Annotated in this window: 17 protein-coding genes; 7 read left to right on the top strand and 10 right to left on the bottom strand. The window is 56.7% G+C overall.

Annotated features, from left to right (window positions below; translation table 11 throughout):
* Positions 1–243: 243 nt before the first annotated feature.
* The 4 genes from C2E25_RS00970 to C2E25_RS00955 all read right to left on the bottom strand — a co-directional run bounded on the left by C2E25_RS00970 (position 244) and on the right by C2E25_RS00955 (position 3,723).
* Complete coding sequence (locus C2E25_RS00970) at positions 244–912, bottom strand: response regulator transcription factor (protein ID WP_103113944.1); 669 nt, start codon at positions 910–912, stop codon at positions 244–246.
* The gene (locus tag C2E25_RS00965; RefSeq protein ID WP_103113943.1) at positions 891–2,285 is read right to left on the bottom strand and encodes a PAS domain-containing protein; all 1,395 of its coding nucleotides are present in this window, start codon (positions 2,283–2,285) and stop codon (positions 891–893) included. Before C2E25_RS00965 ends, C2E25_RS00970 begins: the two co-directional genes overlap by 22 nt.
* A 392-nt stretch (positions 2,286–2,677) precedes the next feature.
* Entirely contained in the window at positions 2,678–2,857 is a 180-nt protein-coding gene (locus tag C2E25_RS00960) for a hypothetical protein (protein WP_085011748.1), read from the bottom strand.
* A 248-nt stretch (positions 2,858–3,105) separates the two neighbouring features.
* Positions 3,106–3,723 (bottom strand): LysE/ArgO family amino acid transporter, encoded by a 618-nt coding sequence (locus C2E25_RS00955; protein ID WP_103113942.1) that lies wholly within the window; start codon positions 3,721–3,723, stop codon positions 3,106–3,108.
* 99 nt (positions 3,724–3,822) lie between these two features.
* Between C2E25_RS00955 and C2E25_RS00950 the strand changes: the two genes are divergently transcribed.
* Positions 3,823–4,731, top strand: a complete 909-nt coding sequence (locus tag C2E25_RS00950; RefSeq protein ID WP_103113941.1) for a LysR family transcriptional regulator ArgP — start codon at positions 3,823–3,825, stop codon at positions 4,729–4,731.
* Between the two features lie 55 nt (positions 4,732–4,786).
* On the opposite strand, the gene C2E25_RS00945 is transcribed toward C2E25_RS00950, so the two are convergent.
* Positions 4,787–5,452 carry a type 1 glutamine amidotransferase domain-containing protein gene (locus tag C2E25_RS00945; RefSeq protein ID WP_103113960.1) on the bottom strand — a complete coding sequence of 222 codons (666 nt, stop codon included), beginning with the start codon at positions 5,450–5,452 and terminating at the stop codon, positions 4,787–4,789.
* Positions 5,453–5,586: 134 nt separating this feature from the next.
* Between C2E25_RS00945 and C2E25_RS00940 the strand changes: the two genes are divergently transcribed.
* The 3 genes from C2E25_RS00940 (at position 5,587) to C2E25_RS00930 (ending at position 10,850) form a co-directional block, all read left to right on the top strand.
* Entirely contained in the window at positions 5,587–6,951 is a 1,365-nt protein-coding gene (locus C2E25_RS00940) for a glutamate--cysteine ligase (RefSeq protein ID WP_103113940.1), read from the top strand.
* Between the two features lie 295 nt (positions 6,952–7,246).
* Positions 7,247–9,232, top strand: coding sequence for a transketolase (gene tkt / locus C2E25_RS00935; RefSeq protein ID WP_103113939.1), 1,986 nt, complete (start codon positions 7,247–7,249; stop codon positions 9,230–9,232).
* A 496-nt stretch (positions 9,233–9,728) separates the two neighbouring features.
* Positions 9,729–10,850: an RtcB family protein gene (locus tag C2E25_RS00930; protein ID WP_103113938.1), complete on the top strand. Its 1,122-nt coding sequence runs from the start codon at positions 9,729–9,731 to the stop codon at positions 10,848–10,850.
* A gap of 127 nt (positions 10,851–10,977) precedes the next feature.
* Here C2E25_RS00930 and C2E25_RS00925 read toward each other — a convergent pair whose 3' ends face one another.
* Both C2E25_RS00925 and C2E25_RS00920 read right to left on the bottom strand, forming a co-directional pair.
* A complete protein-coding gene (locus C2E25_RS00925) occupies positions 10,978–11,646 on the bottom strand; it encodes a transposase (RefSeq protein ID WP_103113937.1) in 669 nt (222 codons plus the stop codon).
* Positions 11,647–11,867: 221 nt separating this feature from the next.
* Positions 11,868–12,287, bottom strand: coding sequence for a hypothetical protein (locus C2E25_RS00920; protein WP_103113936.1), 420 nt, complete (start codon positions 12,285–12,287; stop codon positions 11,868–11,870).
* A 551-nt stretch (positions 12,288–12,838) separates the two neighbouring features.
* On the opposite strand from C2E25_RS00920, the gene C2E25_RS00915 reads away from it, so the two are divergent.
* Positions 12,839–14,080, top strand: coding sequence for an ATP-binding protein (locus tag C2E25_RS00915; RefSeq protein WP_103113935.1), 1,242 nt, complete (start codon positions 12,839–12,841; stop codon positions 14,078–14,080).
* 114 nt (positions 14,081–14,194) lie between these two features.
* Here the strand turns inward: C2E25_RS00915 and C2E25_RS00910 are convergent, their stop codons facing one another.
* Positions 14,195–14,836 carry a DUF4136 domain-containing protein gene (locus C2E25_RS00910; protein ID WP_199177339.1) on the bottom strand — a complete coding sequence of 214 codons (642 nt, stop codon included), beginning with the start codon at positions 14,834–14,836 and terminating at the stop codon, positions 14,195–14,197.
* A gap of 152 nt (positions 14,837–14,988) precedes the next feature.
* The gene (locus C2E25_RS17230; protein WP_146032873.1) at positions 14,989–15,405 is read right to left on the bottom strand and encodes a hypothetical protein; all 417 of its coding nucleotides are present in this window, start codon (positions 15,403–15,405) and stop codon (positions 14,989–14,991) included.
* A gap of 236 nt (positions 15,406–15,641) precedes the next feature.
* On the opposite strand from C2E25_RS17230, the gene C2E25_RS00905 reads away from it, so the two are divergent.
* Entirely contained in the window at positions 15,642–16,772 is a 1,131-nt protein-coding gene (locus C2E25_RS00905; protein WP_103113934.1) for an IS630 family transposase, read from the top strand.
* A 358-nt stretch (positions 16,773–17,130) separates the two neighbouring features.
* Here C2E25_RS00905 and C2E25_RS00900 read toward each other — a convergent pair whose 3' ends face one another.
* A complete protein-coding gene (locus C2E25_RS00900) occupies positions 17,131–17,838 on the bottom strand; it encodes a response regulator (RefSeq protein ID WP_103113933.1) in 708 nt (235 codons plus the stop codon).
* A 264-nt stretch (positions 17,839–18,102) separates the two neighbouring features.
* Between C2E25_RS00900 and C2E25_RS00895 the strand changes: the two genes are divergently transcribed.
* Positions 18,103–19,008 (top strand): ATP-binding protein, encoded by a 906-nt coding sequence (locus tag C2E25_RS00895; RefSeq protein WP_103113932.1) that lies wholly within the window; start codon positions 18,103–18,105, stop codon positions 19,006–19,008.
* Positions 19,009–19,091: the final 83 nt, after the last annotated feature.

Below are 19,091 nucleotides of genomic sequence, written 5' to 3'. Positions count from 1 at the left end.
GCTGCGGCATCTGTGCAGTTCACCGGTTGAATTGTGACTTGAACAGTAATCTATCACTGTTCAAGTCACAATGAGCCGATTGCGCAAAGACGGGGAGCAATTTGCGTATTTTGTTCAAAAGGGGCAAAAGGGATTGTTCAGGCAGGTTATCCAGTTTTGTTAACTGGCGCAACCCGATGGAAAAACAGAGCTTTTCCTGCAACAACGGATCACGTGGATATCCGTCTCATCCGCGATTACAAATCACTTGTCATAATAGTCGGGCGCCAGGATTCCGGTCCGCAGGGCGAACTGGACCATCTTCACCGGGTTGTCGGCGCCGGTCTTGCGGGCGATGCTGGCGCGGTGCTTGTCGACCGTCTTGGAACTGATGCACAGAACCTCGCCGATCTCGACGCTGCTGTTGCCCTCGACGAGAAGCTTCAACACGTCGAGTTCCCGCTCGGAAAGCCGGGTGGTCTCGGGATGGGGCTGGTGGTCCGGGCGGTGGATGACATAACCTTCGACCACCGCCGCCTGCACAGCCGCGCTGAAATAATAGCGCCCCCTGGCGACGGCGCGGATCGCCTCCAGCAGTTCTTCACTCGGCGCCCCCTTGACCAGGTAGCCGTGCGCGCCATTCTTCAGCGCCTGGCAGGCATAGGCTTCCTTCTCATAGCGGGAAAGGACAATGACGCGCGCCTGCGGGCAGGCATTGGCCAGCAAGCCGACCGCCTGCAGGCCATCCATCTTCGGCATCGAAATGTCGAGCAGAATGATATCGGGGCCGTATTTCCGCGCCATGGCGATCGTTTCGACCCCGTTGCCGGCCTCCCCGACCACCTGGAAATCGGCCTGGGTTTCCAGCAGCAGGCGGATGCCCTCGCGCAGAATGACGTGATCATCGACGATCAGGATGCGGACGTCCGACATAGCCCCTCCTCGACAAAACGGGCCGGGACCTGGCAGACCACGCTGGTTCCCCCTCCCGGAGTTGAACAAATGTCGCAACTGCCGGCAACGGCATGTGCCCGTTCGCGCATCCCGAGCAGGCCCATGCCCCAATGGCTGTCCCGTTCAGGCTGTTGTCGCACCTCGAACCCCCGGCCGTTGTCCCGGACAATCATTTCGACCCATTCGACGCCACTTCTCAGGGTGATACGGACCCGGGAGGCGGCGGAATGCTTGAGGCAATTATGCAGCGCCTCCTGACAAATACGGTAACAGACCATCTCAAGATCCGTTTCGAGCCTGCCCGATATCTCCTCGATGGAAAATTCTACCGTCAACCCGGGAACCTGGCTCTCCAGTTCGGCGGCCAGTGACCGCAAGGTCGGTACCAGGCCCAGGTCATCAAGCATAACCGGACGCAGATGCCTGGAAATATGACGGATATCCCTTTCCAAGCGACTGACCAGCCCGAGCAGACGATTGCATTGTTCCTGATAACCCTTCCCTCCCGGAGAACGATGTTTTTGCAGAACCTCGACCCCGAGCTGAAAGGCGCTCAGCACCTGGCCGAATTCATCATGAAGATCCTGCGCCAGGTGACGTTTCTCTTCTTCACTGCGCAACATCAACTGTCGGGAGAGCTGGCCGACTTCCTGCTTGCGGGCCAGCAGAGCCTGTTCAGCCCGCTTGCGATCACTGATATCGGTCAGGGTTCCAACCATGCGCAGCGCCCCGCCCGCTTCATCCCGACTCACCACCCGGCCGCGGGCCAGAACCCAGAGCCACTCTCCGCCGGCTGTTTTCACCCTGTACTCCGCGCGGTAGTGTTCATTTTTCCCGGCCAGATGCTCATCGAGGGTCTCCAGAACCTGCGTCTTCTCCTCGGGATGCAGAAGTTTTCGCCAGGTTTGCAAAAACGGCTTGAGATCATCGCGCCGGTAACCGAGCATCGCCGCGAACCGGGGATTGTAATAAACCGATTCGGTCGCGATATCCCAGTCCCAGAGACCATCGTTGGTGGCTCCCTGCACCAGACGCAGACGTTCTTCACTCCGCAGCAACCTGTTCGTCGTCTGCAGGCCGGCACGGTAATGGAGCTGCAGGGGGCAATAGTGAAAATAATAAAGAATCGGGGAAAGAACCAGCAGCAACAGGCACGAATCCACCACGGCTTCGGTCACGACAGGCAAACCCGGGATCAGGTGCAGGGTGAACATGACCAGGGTTTCAACGGCGAAAACCGCCAGCACCATCATCAGCAGCAGGCGCTTCGGCTCAAGCCAGGGGAGAGGTCCGGCAAACAGATCGCGGCCTTGAAATGGCTCCCCGTCAAACAAAGAACGGAGTTTCGTCATGATGGACCCTTCGACAAGAAAACAGAACCGGACCGGCAATGGAAGCAGTGGCAGTTCTGGTTATTATATCGACACTTAGACGAAACTCTAGCCCTCATTGCTTTTTCTTGAGGAGGGGAGTGAGGTTCCTGAACGCGACCCGCTTTCGACGTCTCAACAGAACCGGAATTCGCAACACCGGCAGGTTTCCGACCGGGATCAACGTCACCCCCGTCAACGATGTCGGACTCCACGGATGATCCTCCCACGGGGTCGGCAGCAACGGAGCCGCCAAGGAAAAAGGCGAGCCGAAAGACTCGCCTTTTCTCTCATCTGAATCAGAGGGGCAATGGCTTGTTCTCTACGCCGGCAATGAGGACATGGATCCAGGTCTCATTGCCGGAGGTTCCAGTTCAGGAAGGTTCGCAGTTCGAACCTTCCCAGTGCTGATACTTATCACCGGTTTTCACTTCGAAGCCGGTGCCGTCACAGTCGATCACCTCACCTTGCTGGTGGGTCACCATGTGTTCGACTTTGCGAACCTTGCCTTCGTGGACAGCCTGACAGAGTCGGCGCGTTTCCTTGTTTTTCATTCTCCACTCCTTTCACCAGGTAACCTGCTGTTGACCTTTTTATTATACCTGAATCAGTGAGTTTCTGTTGGATGAAGAGTGCAGGTGCTTGGTCTGAATGGGATTTCCAAAAATCTGAAGCGCACCCATTAGGTTCGCTGGTGATTTTTGGGAAGCTCAGGCAGATCAATGACTTGTGCTATCCGCCGACAAGGGGCTCACTGATTCAGGTATACCTGAAAACAGGAAACCCGGTCTCGGGCGCGTCTTCACATCAGCGGCCAGCGATCACGCAGCAGACCGAAGGCGATGCGCCACATCACCACGCAGACACCGGCATCGAGCAAACGCCAGGAAATCGGCCGACGAAACAGCGGCGCGAGCAACGGTCCTCCCAGGGCCAGCAACAGGAACCAGGCCAGTGATGCCGCGACTGCACCGCTACCGAAAATCCATCGTTGTTCGAGAGGATATTGACCGCCGATGCTGCCAATCAGGACCAGGGTATCGAGATAAGCATGGGGATTGAGGAAGGTCACCGCCAGCGTTCCCAGAAGCAATTCGCGCAATCCCGGCAGGGCGTCATGGTCAGGCTCCAGGGCGGCGCCCCGCAAGGCCGAGCGCAGGGCCGCGGCACCATAAACAATCAGAAACAACGCCCCGCCCCAGGCGGCCCAAGCGGCCAGTCGCGGGCTGGAAGCCACGACGCTGCCGACCCCGGTCAGGCCGAGAGCAATCAGCAGAACATCGGCCGAAGCGCAGATCAGGGCGATCAGCAACGGACGATTGCGCCGCACGCTTTGCGACAGCACAAAGGCATTCTGCGCCCCGATCGCAATGATCAACCCGGCACTGAGACCGAACCCCTGAAAAAACAGACTCTGCATGTGGACCTCCCGCTCAATTCGAGAGGGAGCATAACGAAGGGCAATCATCATGTAAAATTAATTGCCCTAAAACAATATAAGCAGTGCTAATATCCAACCATGCTTGATTATCGTCTTCTGGCGGCGCTTGCCGCGGTCGTTGAAACCGGCCGCTTTGACCTCGCCGCCCGGCAATTGCTGATCACCCAGTCGGCCGTCTCGCAACGCATCAAACAGCTTGAGGAGCGCCTCGGACAGGTGCTGTTGATTCGCGACAATCCCCCTCGTCCAACCCATGCCGGACGCCGGCTGCTGACGCATTTTCGCCAGGTGCGCCTGCTTGAAAACGAGCTGCCCGCCTCCCTGCTCGCAGAGGACACCGAGGTAACGACCAGCCTGCCGATCGGCATCAACGCCGATTCTCTGGCAACCTGGTTCTGGAAGGCAGTACTGCCTCTGCTGGACGAGCATGAACTGTTGTTCGATCTGCGTGTCGCGGACCAGGACGTAACCGAGCGGTTACTGCGCCAGGGAGAAGTGGTCGGCTGCATCAGCGCCACCTCCAAACCACCACAAGGCTGCCGGGCCGGTTATCTCGGCACCATGGTCTACCGGCTCTGTGCCGCGCCTTCCTTTCAGCAACACTGGTTTCCGACAGGTTTGACCCTGTCAGCAGCGGCACGCGCTCCCGTTGCCATCTACAACCGACAGGACGCACTACACCGTCGGCTGCTGGAACGCAGCTGCGGCCGCGCCCCGCGCCGCTGGCAGGCCCATTACATCCCCTCGCAGGAAGCTTATAACACCTTGATTCTGGCTGGATACGCCTACGGTTGCATCCCCGAACAACAGTGTCGCCCGTTGCTCGACAACGGTACACTGGTCGATCTGGCACCCCACGACCCCGAACCGGTGCGGCTCTACTGGCATAGCTGGAATCTCAGATCCTCGCTGCTGCGGGAACTCGAACAGACCTTGCAACGCGGAGCCAAAAAACTGTTGTTGCAGGAAGAACATCCTGAGGGTTGAAAGACCTTCCCGGCGGATCGGTTTTCCTGGGGGATAACCGCCAACCTCGAATCACTCAGCCCCGCAGCAGGCGGATCACTGCTTCGGCCGTCGCCGCACTGGACGCCGGATTCTGTCCGGTCACCAGGTTGTCGTCGACCTCGACATGACGCGCCCAGAGCTCACCCGCGACAAAATCAGCGCCTTTGGCGCGCAATTCGGATTCCAGCAGGAAGGGTACCGCGTCCTCGAGTCCGACCGCCCGCTCTTCGGCATCGGTAAAGGCGGTCAGGGTCCGTCCGGCGGCCAGTGGCCTGCCGTCGCTGAGACTGACATCGACCAGCGCGGCCGGCCCGTGACAGACGGCGGCAACAATGCGCCCGGCCTCGATCTGACTGTGCAGCAGGGCCTTGAGCACCGGATTCTCCGGCAGGTCGAACATGGCACCATGCCCCCCGGGCAGGAAGATGGCATCAAACTTGTGCAGTTGCAGTTCATCTAGGGAAGCGGTCTGCAGCAGAGCGCTCTCAGCCTCCCGCCAGGCGACGATCTTGTCCTCGTCCTCGATGCTGCGGGGATCAATCGGCACGCTGCCGCCTAACGGACTGGCAATGGACACCTTCAAGCCCGCCTCGCTAAAAAGCTGCCAGGGGAGAGCGAATTCCTCCAGCCAGAGCCCGGTCGGTTTGCCGGGGGCGAGTTCATCGTGACTGGTGACAACCATCAGAACGGTTTTGTTCAGAGCTGGCATAATCTGACTCCTTTCCTCATACCCCTGGGGTCTCTGTAAAGCATATCGCTTCCTCGCCGGGATACCAGTTTTCTCCTGCCGATTCAGGCTGTGCATTCCTGACTTAAATTGATATGGTTAGGGCTATGAGTACCCTGATCAAACCCGACCTGCAGCACCCCCTGACCGACCCCGGCCTGCTGACCGACTTCCTGCGCCGCGGGGCCCGCCCCCCCGAGGAATGGGGGGTCGGCGCCGAAACGGAGAAACTGGTTATCGAAACGACGACCGGTGAAGCCGCTTCCTGGTCCAGGGTTGGGAAGCTGCTGGAAGTCCTCGCTGCGGAGGGTGACTGGCACCGGGTCCATGACAACGGCCACCTGATCGCGCTGCTGGGGGAATATTCCTCCGTCACCCTGGAACCGGGCGGACAGATTGAACTTTCGGGTCGTTTCTGTCCCGACATCCACTGCTGTGAAGGCGATTTCATCGCCCACATCAACAACATCGTCCGTGTCGCCGCACCGCTCGGCCTGACCTTTCTCGGTCTCGGCGTCCAGCCCTTCACGCCGCTGGAAAAGATCGACTGGCTGCCCAAGGCCCGCTACGGCATCATGGGGCCCTACATGGCAAAAACCGGGGACATGGGACAGCGGATGATGAAGCAGAGCGCCGGGCTGCAGGTCAACCTCGACTTCAAGGACGAGGAGGACGCGCTCTTCAAGCTGCGGCTCGGCCAGGCCCTCGCGCCGCTGCTCTACGCCCTGTTCGCCAACTCGCCGCTGCTTGACGGCAGGCCGAGCGGTTTTCTCTCCACCCGCGGTGAGATCTGGCGGCGCACCGACCCGGACCGCTGCGGCCTGATTCCGAGCCTGTTTGAACCGGGTGCCGACCTGCAGACCTACACCGAATACGCCCTCGACGTGCCGATGTACTTCATCGTCCGCGACGGCAGCTACATCGACCTGACCGGCGAACGTTTCAGCTTCCGCCGTTTTCTGGCCGAGGGCTTCAGTGGCGAGACAGCGACCCTCGGCGACTGGGACCTGCACCTCTCGACCCTCTTCCCCGAAGCGCGACTGAGACCGCAGGTCGAGGTCCGCAGCGCCGACAGCCTGCCGCAGCACCTGACGCTCAGCGTCACCGCCCTGCTCAAGGGGTTGTTCTACCACCGCGACGCCGGCGAGGCCGTGCTGAACCTGATGTGGGGGGGCGACCTGGAACGCCTGCAGCAGAGTTATCGTGATTCCTGGCGCCTGGGGTTGAAAACCCGCCACGGCCGCCGCAGCCTGCATGACATCGCCCGGGAGGCGCTTGCCGCGGCACGCGAGGGACTGCGACAGCAGCAGTGCCTCAACCATCGCGGCTGCGACGAAACCTGCTACCTCGACGACCTCGAGCCGCTGGTTGCGAGCGGTGAAACCCTGGCCGACCAGCTGCTGGCCCGCTGGAGCGGTGACCGGACCAGGGATCTGGCGCTGCTCAAGGAACACTGCGCCTTCCATCTCTGATGGCGTCGCAAAAACTCACCAGCAGCAGCGTTGCTGCGCTTGCCTCGCTGCTTCGACGTACGTAAGTACGCCTCATTGCTCGACAAACGGGCGCCTTGCTGCTGGCGCTCTTTGCTTAGCCAACACGCGTGATGCTTTTTTGCAAAAACATCATCTCTGACCGATACATGATTCCGGACACTTGCATAAGCTCACCTGTTGATCCCCCGAAAACCCGCGAAAAACTGCGCTTTGAGCCTTGAAATATTTTTCCGTTCCTGTTTGAATGGCGCCAATTCCCAGCCTGGAGGAGATAATGACGTCACCCCCCCTGAACCTTGACCTGGCCCGCCCGGCCGTCGATACCATCCGCCTGCTCGCCGCCGACATGGTCGAGAAGGCCAATTCCGGACATCCCGGAACGCCGATGGAAGCTGCTCCCATCGCTTACCTGCTGTTCGCCCGGCACATGCGCTACAACCCGAAAAATCCCGATTGGGCCGGCCGCGACCGCTTCATCCTTTCCTGCGGTCACGCCTCGGCCCTGCTCTATTCGATGCTCCATCTGACCGGCTACGAGCTGAGCCTGGAGGATCTGAAAAACTTCCGCCAGCTCGGCAGCCCGACCGCCGGGCATCCCGAATTCGGCCACGCGCCCGGCATCGAAACCACCACCGGGCCGCTGGGCCAGGGGATTTCGGTCGGCGTCGGCATGGCCATGGGCCAGCGATTCCTGGCGAAAAAGGTCAGCTCCGAGCTGTTCGATTCCACCATCTACGGGCTCTGCTCCGACGGCGACCTGATGGAAGGGGTCGCCTCCGAGGCCGCCTCCCTGGCCGGCACCCTCAGGCTCGGAAACCTGGTCTATCTCTACCTCGACAACAAGATCACCATCGAGGGAGACACCCAGCTCGCCTTCACCGAGGAGGTCGCCACCCGCTACCTCAGCTACGGCTGGCAGGTGCAGCATGTCGAGGGAGAAAACCTCAAGGACCTTGACCAGGCGATCGCCCGGGCGAAGCACTCGCCGCGGCCGTCGCTGATCATCGCCCGCAGCCACATCGGCTTCGGCGCGCCGACCAAGCAGGACACCGCCGGCGCCCATGGCGCCCCGCTGGGCAGCGAGGAACTGGCCGGCGCCAAGACCTTCTTCGGCCGCAAACCTGAGGAGAGCTTCGTCATCCCGTCCGAGGTCAAGAAACACATGGAGGAGGCCGTCGCCCGCGGCGCCGAACAGGAAGCCGCCTGGCAGACCTCCTTCGAGACCGAGTTGAAGAACAACGAGGCCCTGCAGGTCTGGCAGCGGGCCGCCGCCGGGGAACTGCCCGAAGGCTGGGACGAGCTGCCGGTCTTCGCCGCCGGGGAGAAACTCGCCACCCGCCAGGCGAGCGGCAAGGCCCTCAACGCCCTGGCGCAGAAACTCCCCTTCCTGCTCGGCGGTTCGGCCGACCTCGGTCCCTCGAACAACACCACCCTGCAGGGCGAGGACTCCTTCACCGCCTGCACCGTCGGCCGCAACATCCACTTCGGAGTCCGCGAGCACGCCATGGGTTCGATCCTCAACGGCCTGGCCCACACCCCCGGGCTGATCCCCTTCGGCGGCACCTTCGCCATCTTCGCCGACTACATGCGCCCGCCGATGCGTCTGGCGGCGATGATGGGCCTGCGGACCATCTACGTGCTGACCCACGATTCCATCGGTCTCGGCGAAGACGGCCCGACCCATCAACCGATCGAGCAGCTCGCCAACCTGCGCGCGGTGCCCAACCTGACGGTGATCCGCCCTGGCGACGCCAACGAAACCGTCGAAGCCTGGAAGGCGGCCATCGCCAATACCAAGGGCCCGACGGCGCTGATCCTCTCCCGCCAGGGATGGGAGACCTTCGACCGCGACAAGCTCGCCCCGGCAGCCGAACTGCACCGGGGAGGTTATGTCCTCTCCGCCGAACAGGGTGAACTGAAGGCCATCATTATCGCCACCGGGTCCGAGCTGCCCCTCGCCATGCAGGCCCAGGCCGAACTGCAGGCCGAAGGGATCGGCGTGCGGGTGGTCTCGCTGCCGAGCTGGGAGCTGTTCGAACAGCATGGACAGGACTACATCGACCAGGTGCTGCCGCCCGCATGCGCCTGCCGGGTGGCGGTCGAAGCCGGCTCCACCTTCGGCTGGGAGCGTTACGTCGGTCGCGACGGCAAGGTCGTCGGCATGACCGGCTTCGGCGCCAGCGGCCCGGCCGGCGAGTTGTTCAAGCATTTCGACATCACCGCCGAAAAGGTCGCCGAAGCGGTCAGGGAACAGCTCTGACCGTCAGCCAAATTCGCCACCTGGCCTCAAACCTGAATTAGTGAGCTTGTGCCGGATGAAGAGTGCAATTGCTTGGCCTGAATGCGCTTTTCAAAAATCTGAGGCGCACCCATAGGTTCGCCGGTGATTTTTGGGAAGCGCAGGCAGGTCAATAAGTTACGCTATTCGCCGGTGACAAGCTCACTGATTCAGGTCAAATACAAACGGGCAGCCATGATCGGCTGCCCGTTCTGTTTTGCCGAGGTGTTCATCATGGCTGCGGGATGACTTGTCCAGACACCGTCAACCGCAACCGTGACGCGGCAGCCAGACCAGAAACCAGAATAATTCTTTGCTAATTATTCCCGCAACTGGCAATATTTATTTCCAGCTGTGGTGTTGGTCGGAAAAACTGACGTGGTGCCCGCCTGGTTGCTGTTTGCCGTCATAAAAAAGGGCGATATAGAATCGCCCGCTGGCACCATCCTGCAAACCCCTCCCTTGATGTGGTGTCCAGATGCGAATTAACAGAAAACTCTGGAGCCTGCTCCCCCTGGAGCAGATTGACCCGGGAGCCCGACAGCAGATTTTTGACTGTCTCAGGGATGACCGCGTTCTGCACATGGCCGTGATGCCGGATGTCCATACCGGCTATGGTCTGCCGATAGGCGGTGTTGTCCTGGTACAGGAGCATGTTTCACCCGGCTATGTCGGCTACGATATCGGCTGCGGCATGTGTGCGGTCAACACCGGCGTACCGGCAACGAACCTGCTGCCGGATCGTGTTGCCCGACAAGAACTTTTCGCCCGGATCATGAAACAGATCCCGACGGGACTGGGTGGCCATCACCGGTCTGATCCATACCCGACGTTTGTTTCAGCCAGCGAAGACAAAGCCCTGACCACTAAAGTGAACCGCAGCGTCAAGGGTCAGTTGGGGAGCCTCGGCAGCGGCAATCATTTTATCGAAATCTCCGCGGACCGGCAGGGGCTGTGCTGGATCACGGTCCATTCCGGATCGCGCAATGCAGGGCATTCGGTTGCAAGCTACTACATGGCTCAGGCCAAGCGTCTGGGGGATCGCTTTCTTTCGCTCCATTCGGAGATTGGACAAGCCTACTTGCAAGACATGATTTATTGCCAGAACTTCGCCCTGGCCAACCGGTTGAAGATTGTCGAAGGCGTGTTGCGGATCCTGGGATTTTCCGGTGCCGACATCGACCGCCTGACAACCGAAAACCTGATCAATGAAAATCACAACCATGCTGAATTGCAGGACGGCAATCTGGTTCTGCATCGCAAGGGGGCTACCCCGGCAACTGACGGACAGAAAGGCATCATACCCGCCAATATGCGTGACGGCATCTATGTCACGGTAGGGCTTGGCAACCGGGACTATCTCCAGTCGGCCTCGCACGGTGCCGGTCGGGTCATGAGCCGTTCGGAAGGCAAACGTCGGGTCAAACTGGATAACTTTCGTGAGACAATGAAGGGGATCATCGCCAAGGTGGACAAGGCGACTCTGGACGAATCGCCATTTGTCTACAAGGAGATCAGCTCTGTCCTGGCGGCCCAGGAGGGCATTGTGATTGAGGTGATCAACCACCTGCGACCACTGGTGAACATCAAGGGGGCATAGAAAAAGACGGGGCGACCCTATTGACTTTCCTTCTCATAAATACCCCCTTCAAACAAACCGGATCCACCTGACCACATCGAGAAAAAACTCCCGCGACCAGACGGTCATGAATCCGGGGACATAATGCCTATTTTCCCTTTTTCCTGCGCGGTCTTCCCGGCTTTTGCGGCAGCAGCTTCCTCTTCACCTGCTTTTCCAGGGTGGCAATGAACTCTTTGCTGCCGGCCGGGCGCCCGGTACGGGTCTTCTGCAACAGGTCGGCCTCAAGACGGGAATCTTCATCTTGCAGGAAAAGCGACCAGTCGCCGACCATCTGCGCCAGGGTCCGTTTCCGCAGCAGAGGATCGGTCTCGGTCAATCCGCATTGATAACGCGCGCTTGACCAGGGGTAATCGGTTGCCCGGGCCGTGATTCCGGCTTTGACCGGATTGTTTTCGATGTAGCGACCGGCGGCAAGCAGATGCTGCTGGTCAAGGACACAGGAGCCGAAACGCCCCTGAAAAAGATAGCCGCGCACCCCGGCCGCGAAGTTCTTCATCCGGGTGTAGCGACGATGGGCTTCACCAATGGCTCGGGCCAGGGAATCGGCACGGGAGGGCACGGCGATCAGGTGGACATGGTTGCTCATCAGGCACCAGGCCAGAAAAGTGACGCCGAACCGTTGCGCCTCTTCACGCATGAAATCGAGATAGGCCAGGCGGTCGTCGTCATGATCGAAGATATCGATCGAGCGCACTCCGCGCTGGGTGATGTGATGAGGATATTCGGGAACGACGAGTCGGGCAAAACGGGCCATGTCGGCAAATTAGATGGATTGGTGGGTGGTTGTCAATTAAATGGTATTATGTCCCCGGAATTGGCTAATTAAATGGTATTATGTCCCCGGAATTGGCTAATTAAATGGTATTATGTCCCCGGAATTGGCTAATTAAATGGTATTATGTCCCCGGAATTGGCTGCGTGGAGAATCCCAAGCCAGAAGCCGACGGTTCTCGAAGATCAGTCGCTTGTCAAAGACTACTTAATAGTGGCAAAGCCTTGTTGTACACTCCCCCGAACAGGGCGGGAGAAAAACGTTTTCTTTAGTAAACTAAGTGAGAATTGCTCACTGCGATTCCATGGTAGTAAAGAAACACAGCGCGCCATAGTGCAGTAACCAAAAATTATCTGTGCCCACGTTCCAATGGTGGGTACCCAATATATCAATTGAAGCGGTTCTGGTAATGCGATAATAAGCAGAATTAGATAACAAAACCGGACTTGTATTGGAAATGCCTTGATGCTACGTTCACGAATCACAAAGTGAATTAACTGAAATACAGTAAGACCGATAGCAAGCATAAAGCCGATTGGCTCTCCGGATACACCAAATGTAAGTAGACTTGCCGTTACCAGCCAGTACCACCAGCCGATATCTTTAAACTCAATCATAAACATATTTGTAACCTCTGTTTTGTTTTACACATAACGAGTCTGTAGAAAAACCCTCTCCGAGAACGTCGGGCCCTCGGCACTGAAGATTTTTCAGGTGACATTTGTATTCGGCCTGGCCCCCTTGGCCTTTGGCCCTCGATCATGACCTTCCCTGGATGTTCTTTTGGCCCTGATCGTATTCTTTGAAGCGTGGCATTGCTCCCCTCCTGGAAATTTTCACTAAAATCGCCACCAATATAGCATGTTTTAGGGTTTTTCTACAGCCTCAACGGTTCGCGATAACCGGCGCCGATGTGCCGGAACAATTCAGTAGAGACCTATCCGGGAAGCACACCTGTATTTTTTGTCCGGTTGACATTAGCTGGTTATACCCCGCTTGCCTGTGAAGCCAATTTAGCATTTCGGTTGTCAATTAAATGGTATTATGTCCCCGAAATTTTAAGACATTGCGCTCTGGCAAATCCCAAATACACGACACATAAATCCTAATCACACGAACATGTACTCCCGAATGCCGGTTGACATAATCCCAATCGCACGCTAAAATTCCGGCTATGATTCAAACAAAGTCTCTCTACCCTCGCCTTCTTGAAAAACAAATTGACGACGCATTGGCAGATACCCCGGTGGTTCTGGTAGCCGGACCGCGTCAGGCGGGAAAAACGACACTGGTGCGGCAACTGGCTTCAAGGGAGATGCGCTACCTGACGCTGGATGACCAGCTGACCTTGCTGGCCGCACAGGAAGATCCAACAGGTCTTGTCAGAAACTTGGACCGCGCGATCATCGATGAAATCCAACGCGCCCCGCAATTGCTGCTCGCCATAAAAAAAGCGGTTGACGAAGACCGACGCCCCGGTCGCTTTCTGCTGACGGGTTCGACCAATCTGATGACCTTGCCGACCGTTGCCGATTCGCTTGCTGGCCGCATGGAGACCCTGACCCTGTTGCCATTGTCGCAAAATGAAATTCACGGCGGCAGCACAAACTGGATCGAGCGTGCCTATGAGGGACGGATTCCAGACGTAAAACAGGTTTTTCTGGGCGAGAAGCTGGATCAAATTGTCCTTCAGGGAGGCTATCCGGAAGCGATTTCCCGCGCCACACCGCGCCGCCGAGTGGCATGGCACCGCCAATATATCGATGCCATTATCCAGCGCGACGTGCGGGAGGTGGCGGATATCGACAAGCTGGACCTGCTTCCCAAGTTTGTGCAGGCATTGGCCCAGGTTTCCGGACAACTATGCAATTATTCCCAGGTGGCCGGACAGGTGGGACTGGATCACAAGACGGCCGCCCGCTATCTTGGGACCCTGGAACAACTGTTCCTGCTTCGCCGGATCGAACCCTGGGCACATAACCGTCTGAAACGCATGGTCAAAACGCCCAAAGTGCAGTTCCTCGATTCCGGCCTGCTGGCTGCACTGGCGGACATAACTCCCGGACGAATCCACCAGGACCGTGCTTGTTTCGGCACCGTTCTGGAAACTTTTGTTTTCAGCGAACTGCTGAAACACTCCATGACCGCGAACAGCACATATCGCCTGCTGTATTACCGGGACCACGATCAATACGAGGTGGATTTCGTTATCGAGAATGCCATGGGAGAACTGATCGGAGTAGAAGTGAAAGCCGCCGCTACCGTCCAGGGTCGGGATCTGCGTGGACTGAAACGTCTGGCCAATGTTGCCGGAAAACAGTTTCGCCTGGGGGTCATCCTGTATGATGGCACCGAAACCCTGCCCCTTGGTGACCGTCTCTGGGCGGCCCCGCTGTCATCGTTATGGGGCGGATAGGATTATAAGGGCAAGCCATGGTGGATTACAGGCGCTTATGGCAAACTTGCCATCTTGCAATCCCGACACCATAGGTTTTCATTTTCGCTCCGCATCATTTTCTCGTTGTGTGGCTTATTTCATAGGTATAGTTTCGCGGCGAGTTTTTCCAGATTCATCTGGGAATTTTTTGAACAACGCTTCAAGCATATATGGCATGACCGCGGCAATCTGTGATGAGGAGCCAGAACTTACAACATCTGCTTGATATACGACCGATGGTTCATCTGGTTTTGAATTTTGTATATCAATAATGCTCAGTTCTAGCTTTCTGGTATATACGGTACTTGAAACTGGTGCGGAACCGACAACTCCGTAGGTTGGCTGATAAGTGGTTGTCCCAGAATATGAACCATAGCTACCATATGTATTTATGCTGCCGTAGGTCGTTGAAGACGAAACTCCTGTTTGGCCAAAAATTGGAACAGAACTAATTTCTTCTTTTCCGTTATCGATTCCGTATGCAAAGGCAATAAAGTATTCGGGGTTTTCTTGGTCTTCTACAAAACCATATGCAGCTAATTTATCAGCTACGATCTTTTTATAAGATTTATATTCAAGATTTCCCTTTTGTCCAGCCAGAGGAAGGAAGCTGTATTTCATTTGTTGTTTGTCAAGGTGAAGGTCGTGAAAAACTACAATATTTGATTGAACGTATTTGCAGCCAGAAAGGCTTAAAACCAAACAAACCGCCACGAAGATATTGTTAACTTTCATTTTCCCTCCATTTTATTTCTGTCAAACAACGAGTCTGTAGAAAAACCCTCCCACAAGAGCAATCCCCGAGCCTGGTTGAATTTTTTCCCGTGAACCGCCTGTCAGGTGTGACCTGTCCAAGCACACATGTATTTTCCATCCGCTTGATTTAGTTATAAGCCGTTTGCATAGTTAACAAAAAACATAATTGTTAAAAACAAGCCAATGCCAAACAACAAAACACAGGACCAAAAGCTGATTTCCATTAGTCTTTCGACTGTTGATTCACTGGTGTTTTTTGACCAAAAAATACCAGCTTCCTTACCCCAAGCAATTCTTATCCATTTTGCAGACAAATATAAGAAGAAAATACTTGCCAAAATAGATAAAGCCAATAATCCCCAAGCCCAGTAGACAGAACAACCAAGAACATCAACTAGTGGTTTTTTTGTTTCTATACCGAGAAACTCTCTTGCCATGAAAACAGGCAACAATAACGAGGCAGTAGAAAGCCCCATAATAGTTTTCACTACTTCTGAGTATTTATTATTTGTGTCATGTTTCCACGGTTCTTTAATTTCTTCAGTCATATCTATTTAGGCTTATAACGAGCCCGTAGAAAAACCCTCCCACAAGAGCAATCCCCGAGCCTTGTTGATATTTTTCTTTCCATAACCCGCCTGTCAGGTATGGCATGTCCAGGCGATAGTCGTCTCCTCAGCGCGATTTGTTGGGAGTTCTAGTAGTTCGTTCTGTAAATAACGTATAATTTTGACAGATTCATGTTATCCTTCCCGTAATAGTGTCCATTACGAGGGAGGTAGTTATGGCCAAACGAGCTGCGCTGAGTCTTTCATCCGAAGATCGAGAAGAGCTTTCACGCATTAGCAATAGTCGGACTGAAGCAGCGGCAGCTGTCCGGCGCGCCAAAATTCTTCTACACTACAGCGGCGGCATGAGGATTGCCGACATTGTCCGCGAAATGGGTGCGACCCGCCCTTTAATCGAACGCTGTATTGATAAGGCATTGAGCTTCGGTCCTTTGCCAGCACTTAAAGATTTGCCGCGTCCAGGTCATCCTACTCTTATTACTGATGACGCTAAGGCCTGGGTTCTATCGGTTGCCTGCCAGAAACCAACCGATTTGGATTATGCTCACGAAACGTGGACTTATAGTCTACTAATCAAGCACCTTCGGAAACATTGCCAAGAGCAGGGCTATCCCTGTCTGGCCAAAATTGGCAAGGGCCGGTTGCATGACATTTTGTCCAAGAGCAACATTAAGCCCCACAAAATCAGCTACTATCTGGAACGCAAGGATCCAGATTTCGATGCTAAAATGGCCAATGTGCTGTGTGTCTATAAGGAAGTCGAAATACTCAATGCCTCTAAAGATGAACGCACCAGCGTCACAGTCTCCTATGATGAAAAACCCGGCATTCAGGCCATTAAGAATATCGCTGCCGAACTCATGCCGGTTCCGGAGAGGTACGCTACGAGGGCCAGAGATTATGAATACAAACGTTTGGGAACCGTATCTCTTCTTGCCGGCATAGACCTGCATAACGGACAGGTTATCCCCTTGGTCAGAGATCGGCACCGCAGTAGGGAGTTCATCGAATTTCTTGATCTTTTGGATGGAAGCTATCCGAAGAACTGGAAGATTCGGCTGGTACTGGACAATCACTCTTCCCATCTTTCCAAGGAGACTCAAGCCCATCTGCGGTCAAAGCCGGAACGTTTTGAATTTGTCTTCACCCCTAAGCACGGGTCATGGCTCAACCTGATCGAGGTCTTTTTCAGCAAGATAGCTCGCTCGCTATTACGGCATATTCGCGTTCAATCCAAGGAAGAGCTAGTCGAGCGCATTTATCGTGGAATCGAAGAGTTCAATCAGGAGCCCGTTATTTTTCGATGGAAATACAAAATGGACGAAATGGTTGTAGTTGACGCATGATTGAACGTTATTTTCAGAACGAGCTACTAGTTTATTGGCTGATTTGACTTCATCTCCCCCTTTTATGGTCTCAATCATCCCGAATCGATCTTGGGAATGTCCTACAAATAAACCTACAACAACAGGTGTAACTATCGGAAAACAAAGGAAAGGAGACGCCGGTTGGCGGATCGGTCCGGATGGTGCGTGGATATCCCCCTCCCTGGATACCTCGGTTAGCGTAGAAAGCTGTTTGTCAGAGTAGAAAAAATCTCAGAGACTGTCAATCTTCCATTTGTCCGGAATCATGGTGTTTTTACAATGCAATGTGACATGAAAAGGCCTCCAGGTGACCAACCCGTCACCACAGCCCCCCCCCTCACGCCCCGCACTCGCGGCGGATGAACTCACGCAGCTGATTCTGGTCCCCGCTGCTCAGGTCTGAAAACTGCACCCCCAGACCGGCGGGCAGGTTTCTCTTGATGCGACTGCCGGCGGCGTTGACCCAGGCCACCTGTCCCTGGCAGACCACCGGTTCGGCGGCGCCCGGCACCAGGAACTCCAGGCTGAGCGGTGATGCGACCGGCAGCACCTGTTCCGTCTCCAGGAACAGCCCGCCGACACTCAGGTTGAGGGTGTAGTCATGCAGCCGGCGGGTCTTGCCCGGTCCATAGCGCACCAGCATCCGGGTTTCGACCCGCGGCGTGACGCGGTCGGTGATGGCCAGAAAGCGGCGCGCCACCGCCAGCAGATCATTCCGCCGAAACGGCTTGTGCAGCAGGGCGTCGCAACCGGCCGCCCGGCAGCGCTGTTCCTCGTCGGCCCGGCCCCGTCCGGCCAGCAGGACCACCGGCACATTGCCGAGCAGCGGGTCGGTCTTGATCTCCCGGCAGGCGGCGGCACCATCCATCTCCGGCATGTGCAGGTCCATGATCACCAGGTCCGGGCGCACCGCGCGCATCACCTTGAGGGCCTCACAACCGTTGGCGGAGACCGTCAGTTGCAGGTTTTCCCGGCTGAGAAAGCTCTTCGCCATCTCCAGGAACAGCCTGACATCATCGACCAGCAGAACTTTTTTTCGTTTCACGTTACGCCTCCGGGGTCATCGGGACGAGAAAGGGAGCAAATTCCACGCCAGACGACAACTGGATGCAGAATCAACCACTTTGCCGCCACCGGCGCTCGCCGACGGAAACGGGCTGTCAATCAGCTGACAAGAAAGCGCCGCGACACGGGGGATTTAACCGCCCCTGACCGGCCGGCGCAACGCAAGGGGATAATTTTCTTGGTTTCCGCCCGGCAGCGGCGATAAAATGGCGTATTGATGAATTTCGCCTCAAGGAGCAAGACCATGGATCAGGACCTGAAAGAACAACTGCAGCGCGTCCTCAGCGCCGTCGAACAAATTCTGCCGAAACCGGTGCCGCCGATCGACTGGCAGAGAACCTACGCCGCCAACTGGCGCCGTCATTCCCTGGCCGGCTACCTTGAAGCGCGTGACGACCTCGATCCGATCCAGCTCGACCATCTGCTCGGCATCGAAACGGAAAAACGTATCGTCGAGGAGAACACCCAGCAGTTTCTCGCCGGCATGCCGGCCAACAACATCCTGCTCTGGGGCACCCGCGGCACCGGCAAGTCATCGCTGATCCGCGCCATCCTCAACGCCTACGCCGACCAGGGGCTGCGCATCATCCAGATCGACAAGGACGACCTGCTGAGCCTGCCGGACATCTTCCAGCAGATTCGCGACCTCCCCTACCGGTTCATCATCTTCTGCGACGACCTCTCCTTCGAACCGGGTGAGAAGACCTACAAGATGCTCAAGAGCGCCCTTGACGGTTCCGTCTATGCGGCCCCGGACAACGTGCTGATCTATGTCACCTCCAACCGCCGGCACCTGTTGCCGGAATATGAAACCGACAACCTCGGCGCCAAGATGGTCAACAACGAGATTCACCACGGCGAAGGCGTCGAGGAGAAGATCTCCCTCTCCGACCGCTTCGGCCTCTGGGTCGCCTTCCACGCCTTCTCCCAGGATCACTACCTGACCGTGGTGCGCCAGTGCATCGCCCTGCAGGCCGCCCGCCACCAGGTCGACATCGCCTGGACCGCCGAAACCGAAAACGCCGCCATCGCCTGGTCGCACGAAAAGAGCAAGCGCTGCGGCCGCACCGCCTACCAGTTCTCCAAGTACTGGGTCGGCCGGCAGATGCTGGCCCGGCAGCGCACCCGCCCGGCGGCGAACGCCGATTGATCGAAACCGACAACGCGGAAAAAACAATAGTCAAAAAGAATGAAACCACCCCGAACCAACAGGAAAGGTCCGAGGCGATCGAG

Source organism: Geothermobacter hydrogeniphilus (assembly GCF_002898515.1).
Classification (GTDB): domain Bacteria; phylum Desulfobacterota; class Desulfuromonadia; order Desulfuromonadales; family Geothermobacteraceae; genus Geothermobacter_A.
Note: the sequence above shows the minus strand (reverse complement) of the source record. Positions and strands in the feature narration are given on the sequence as shown.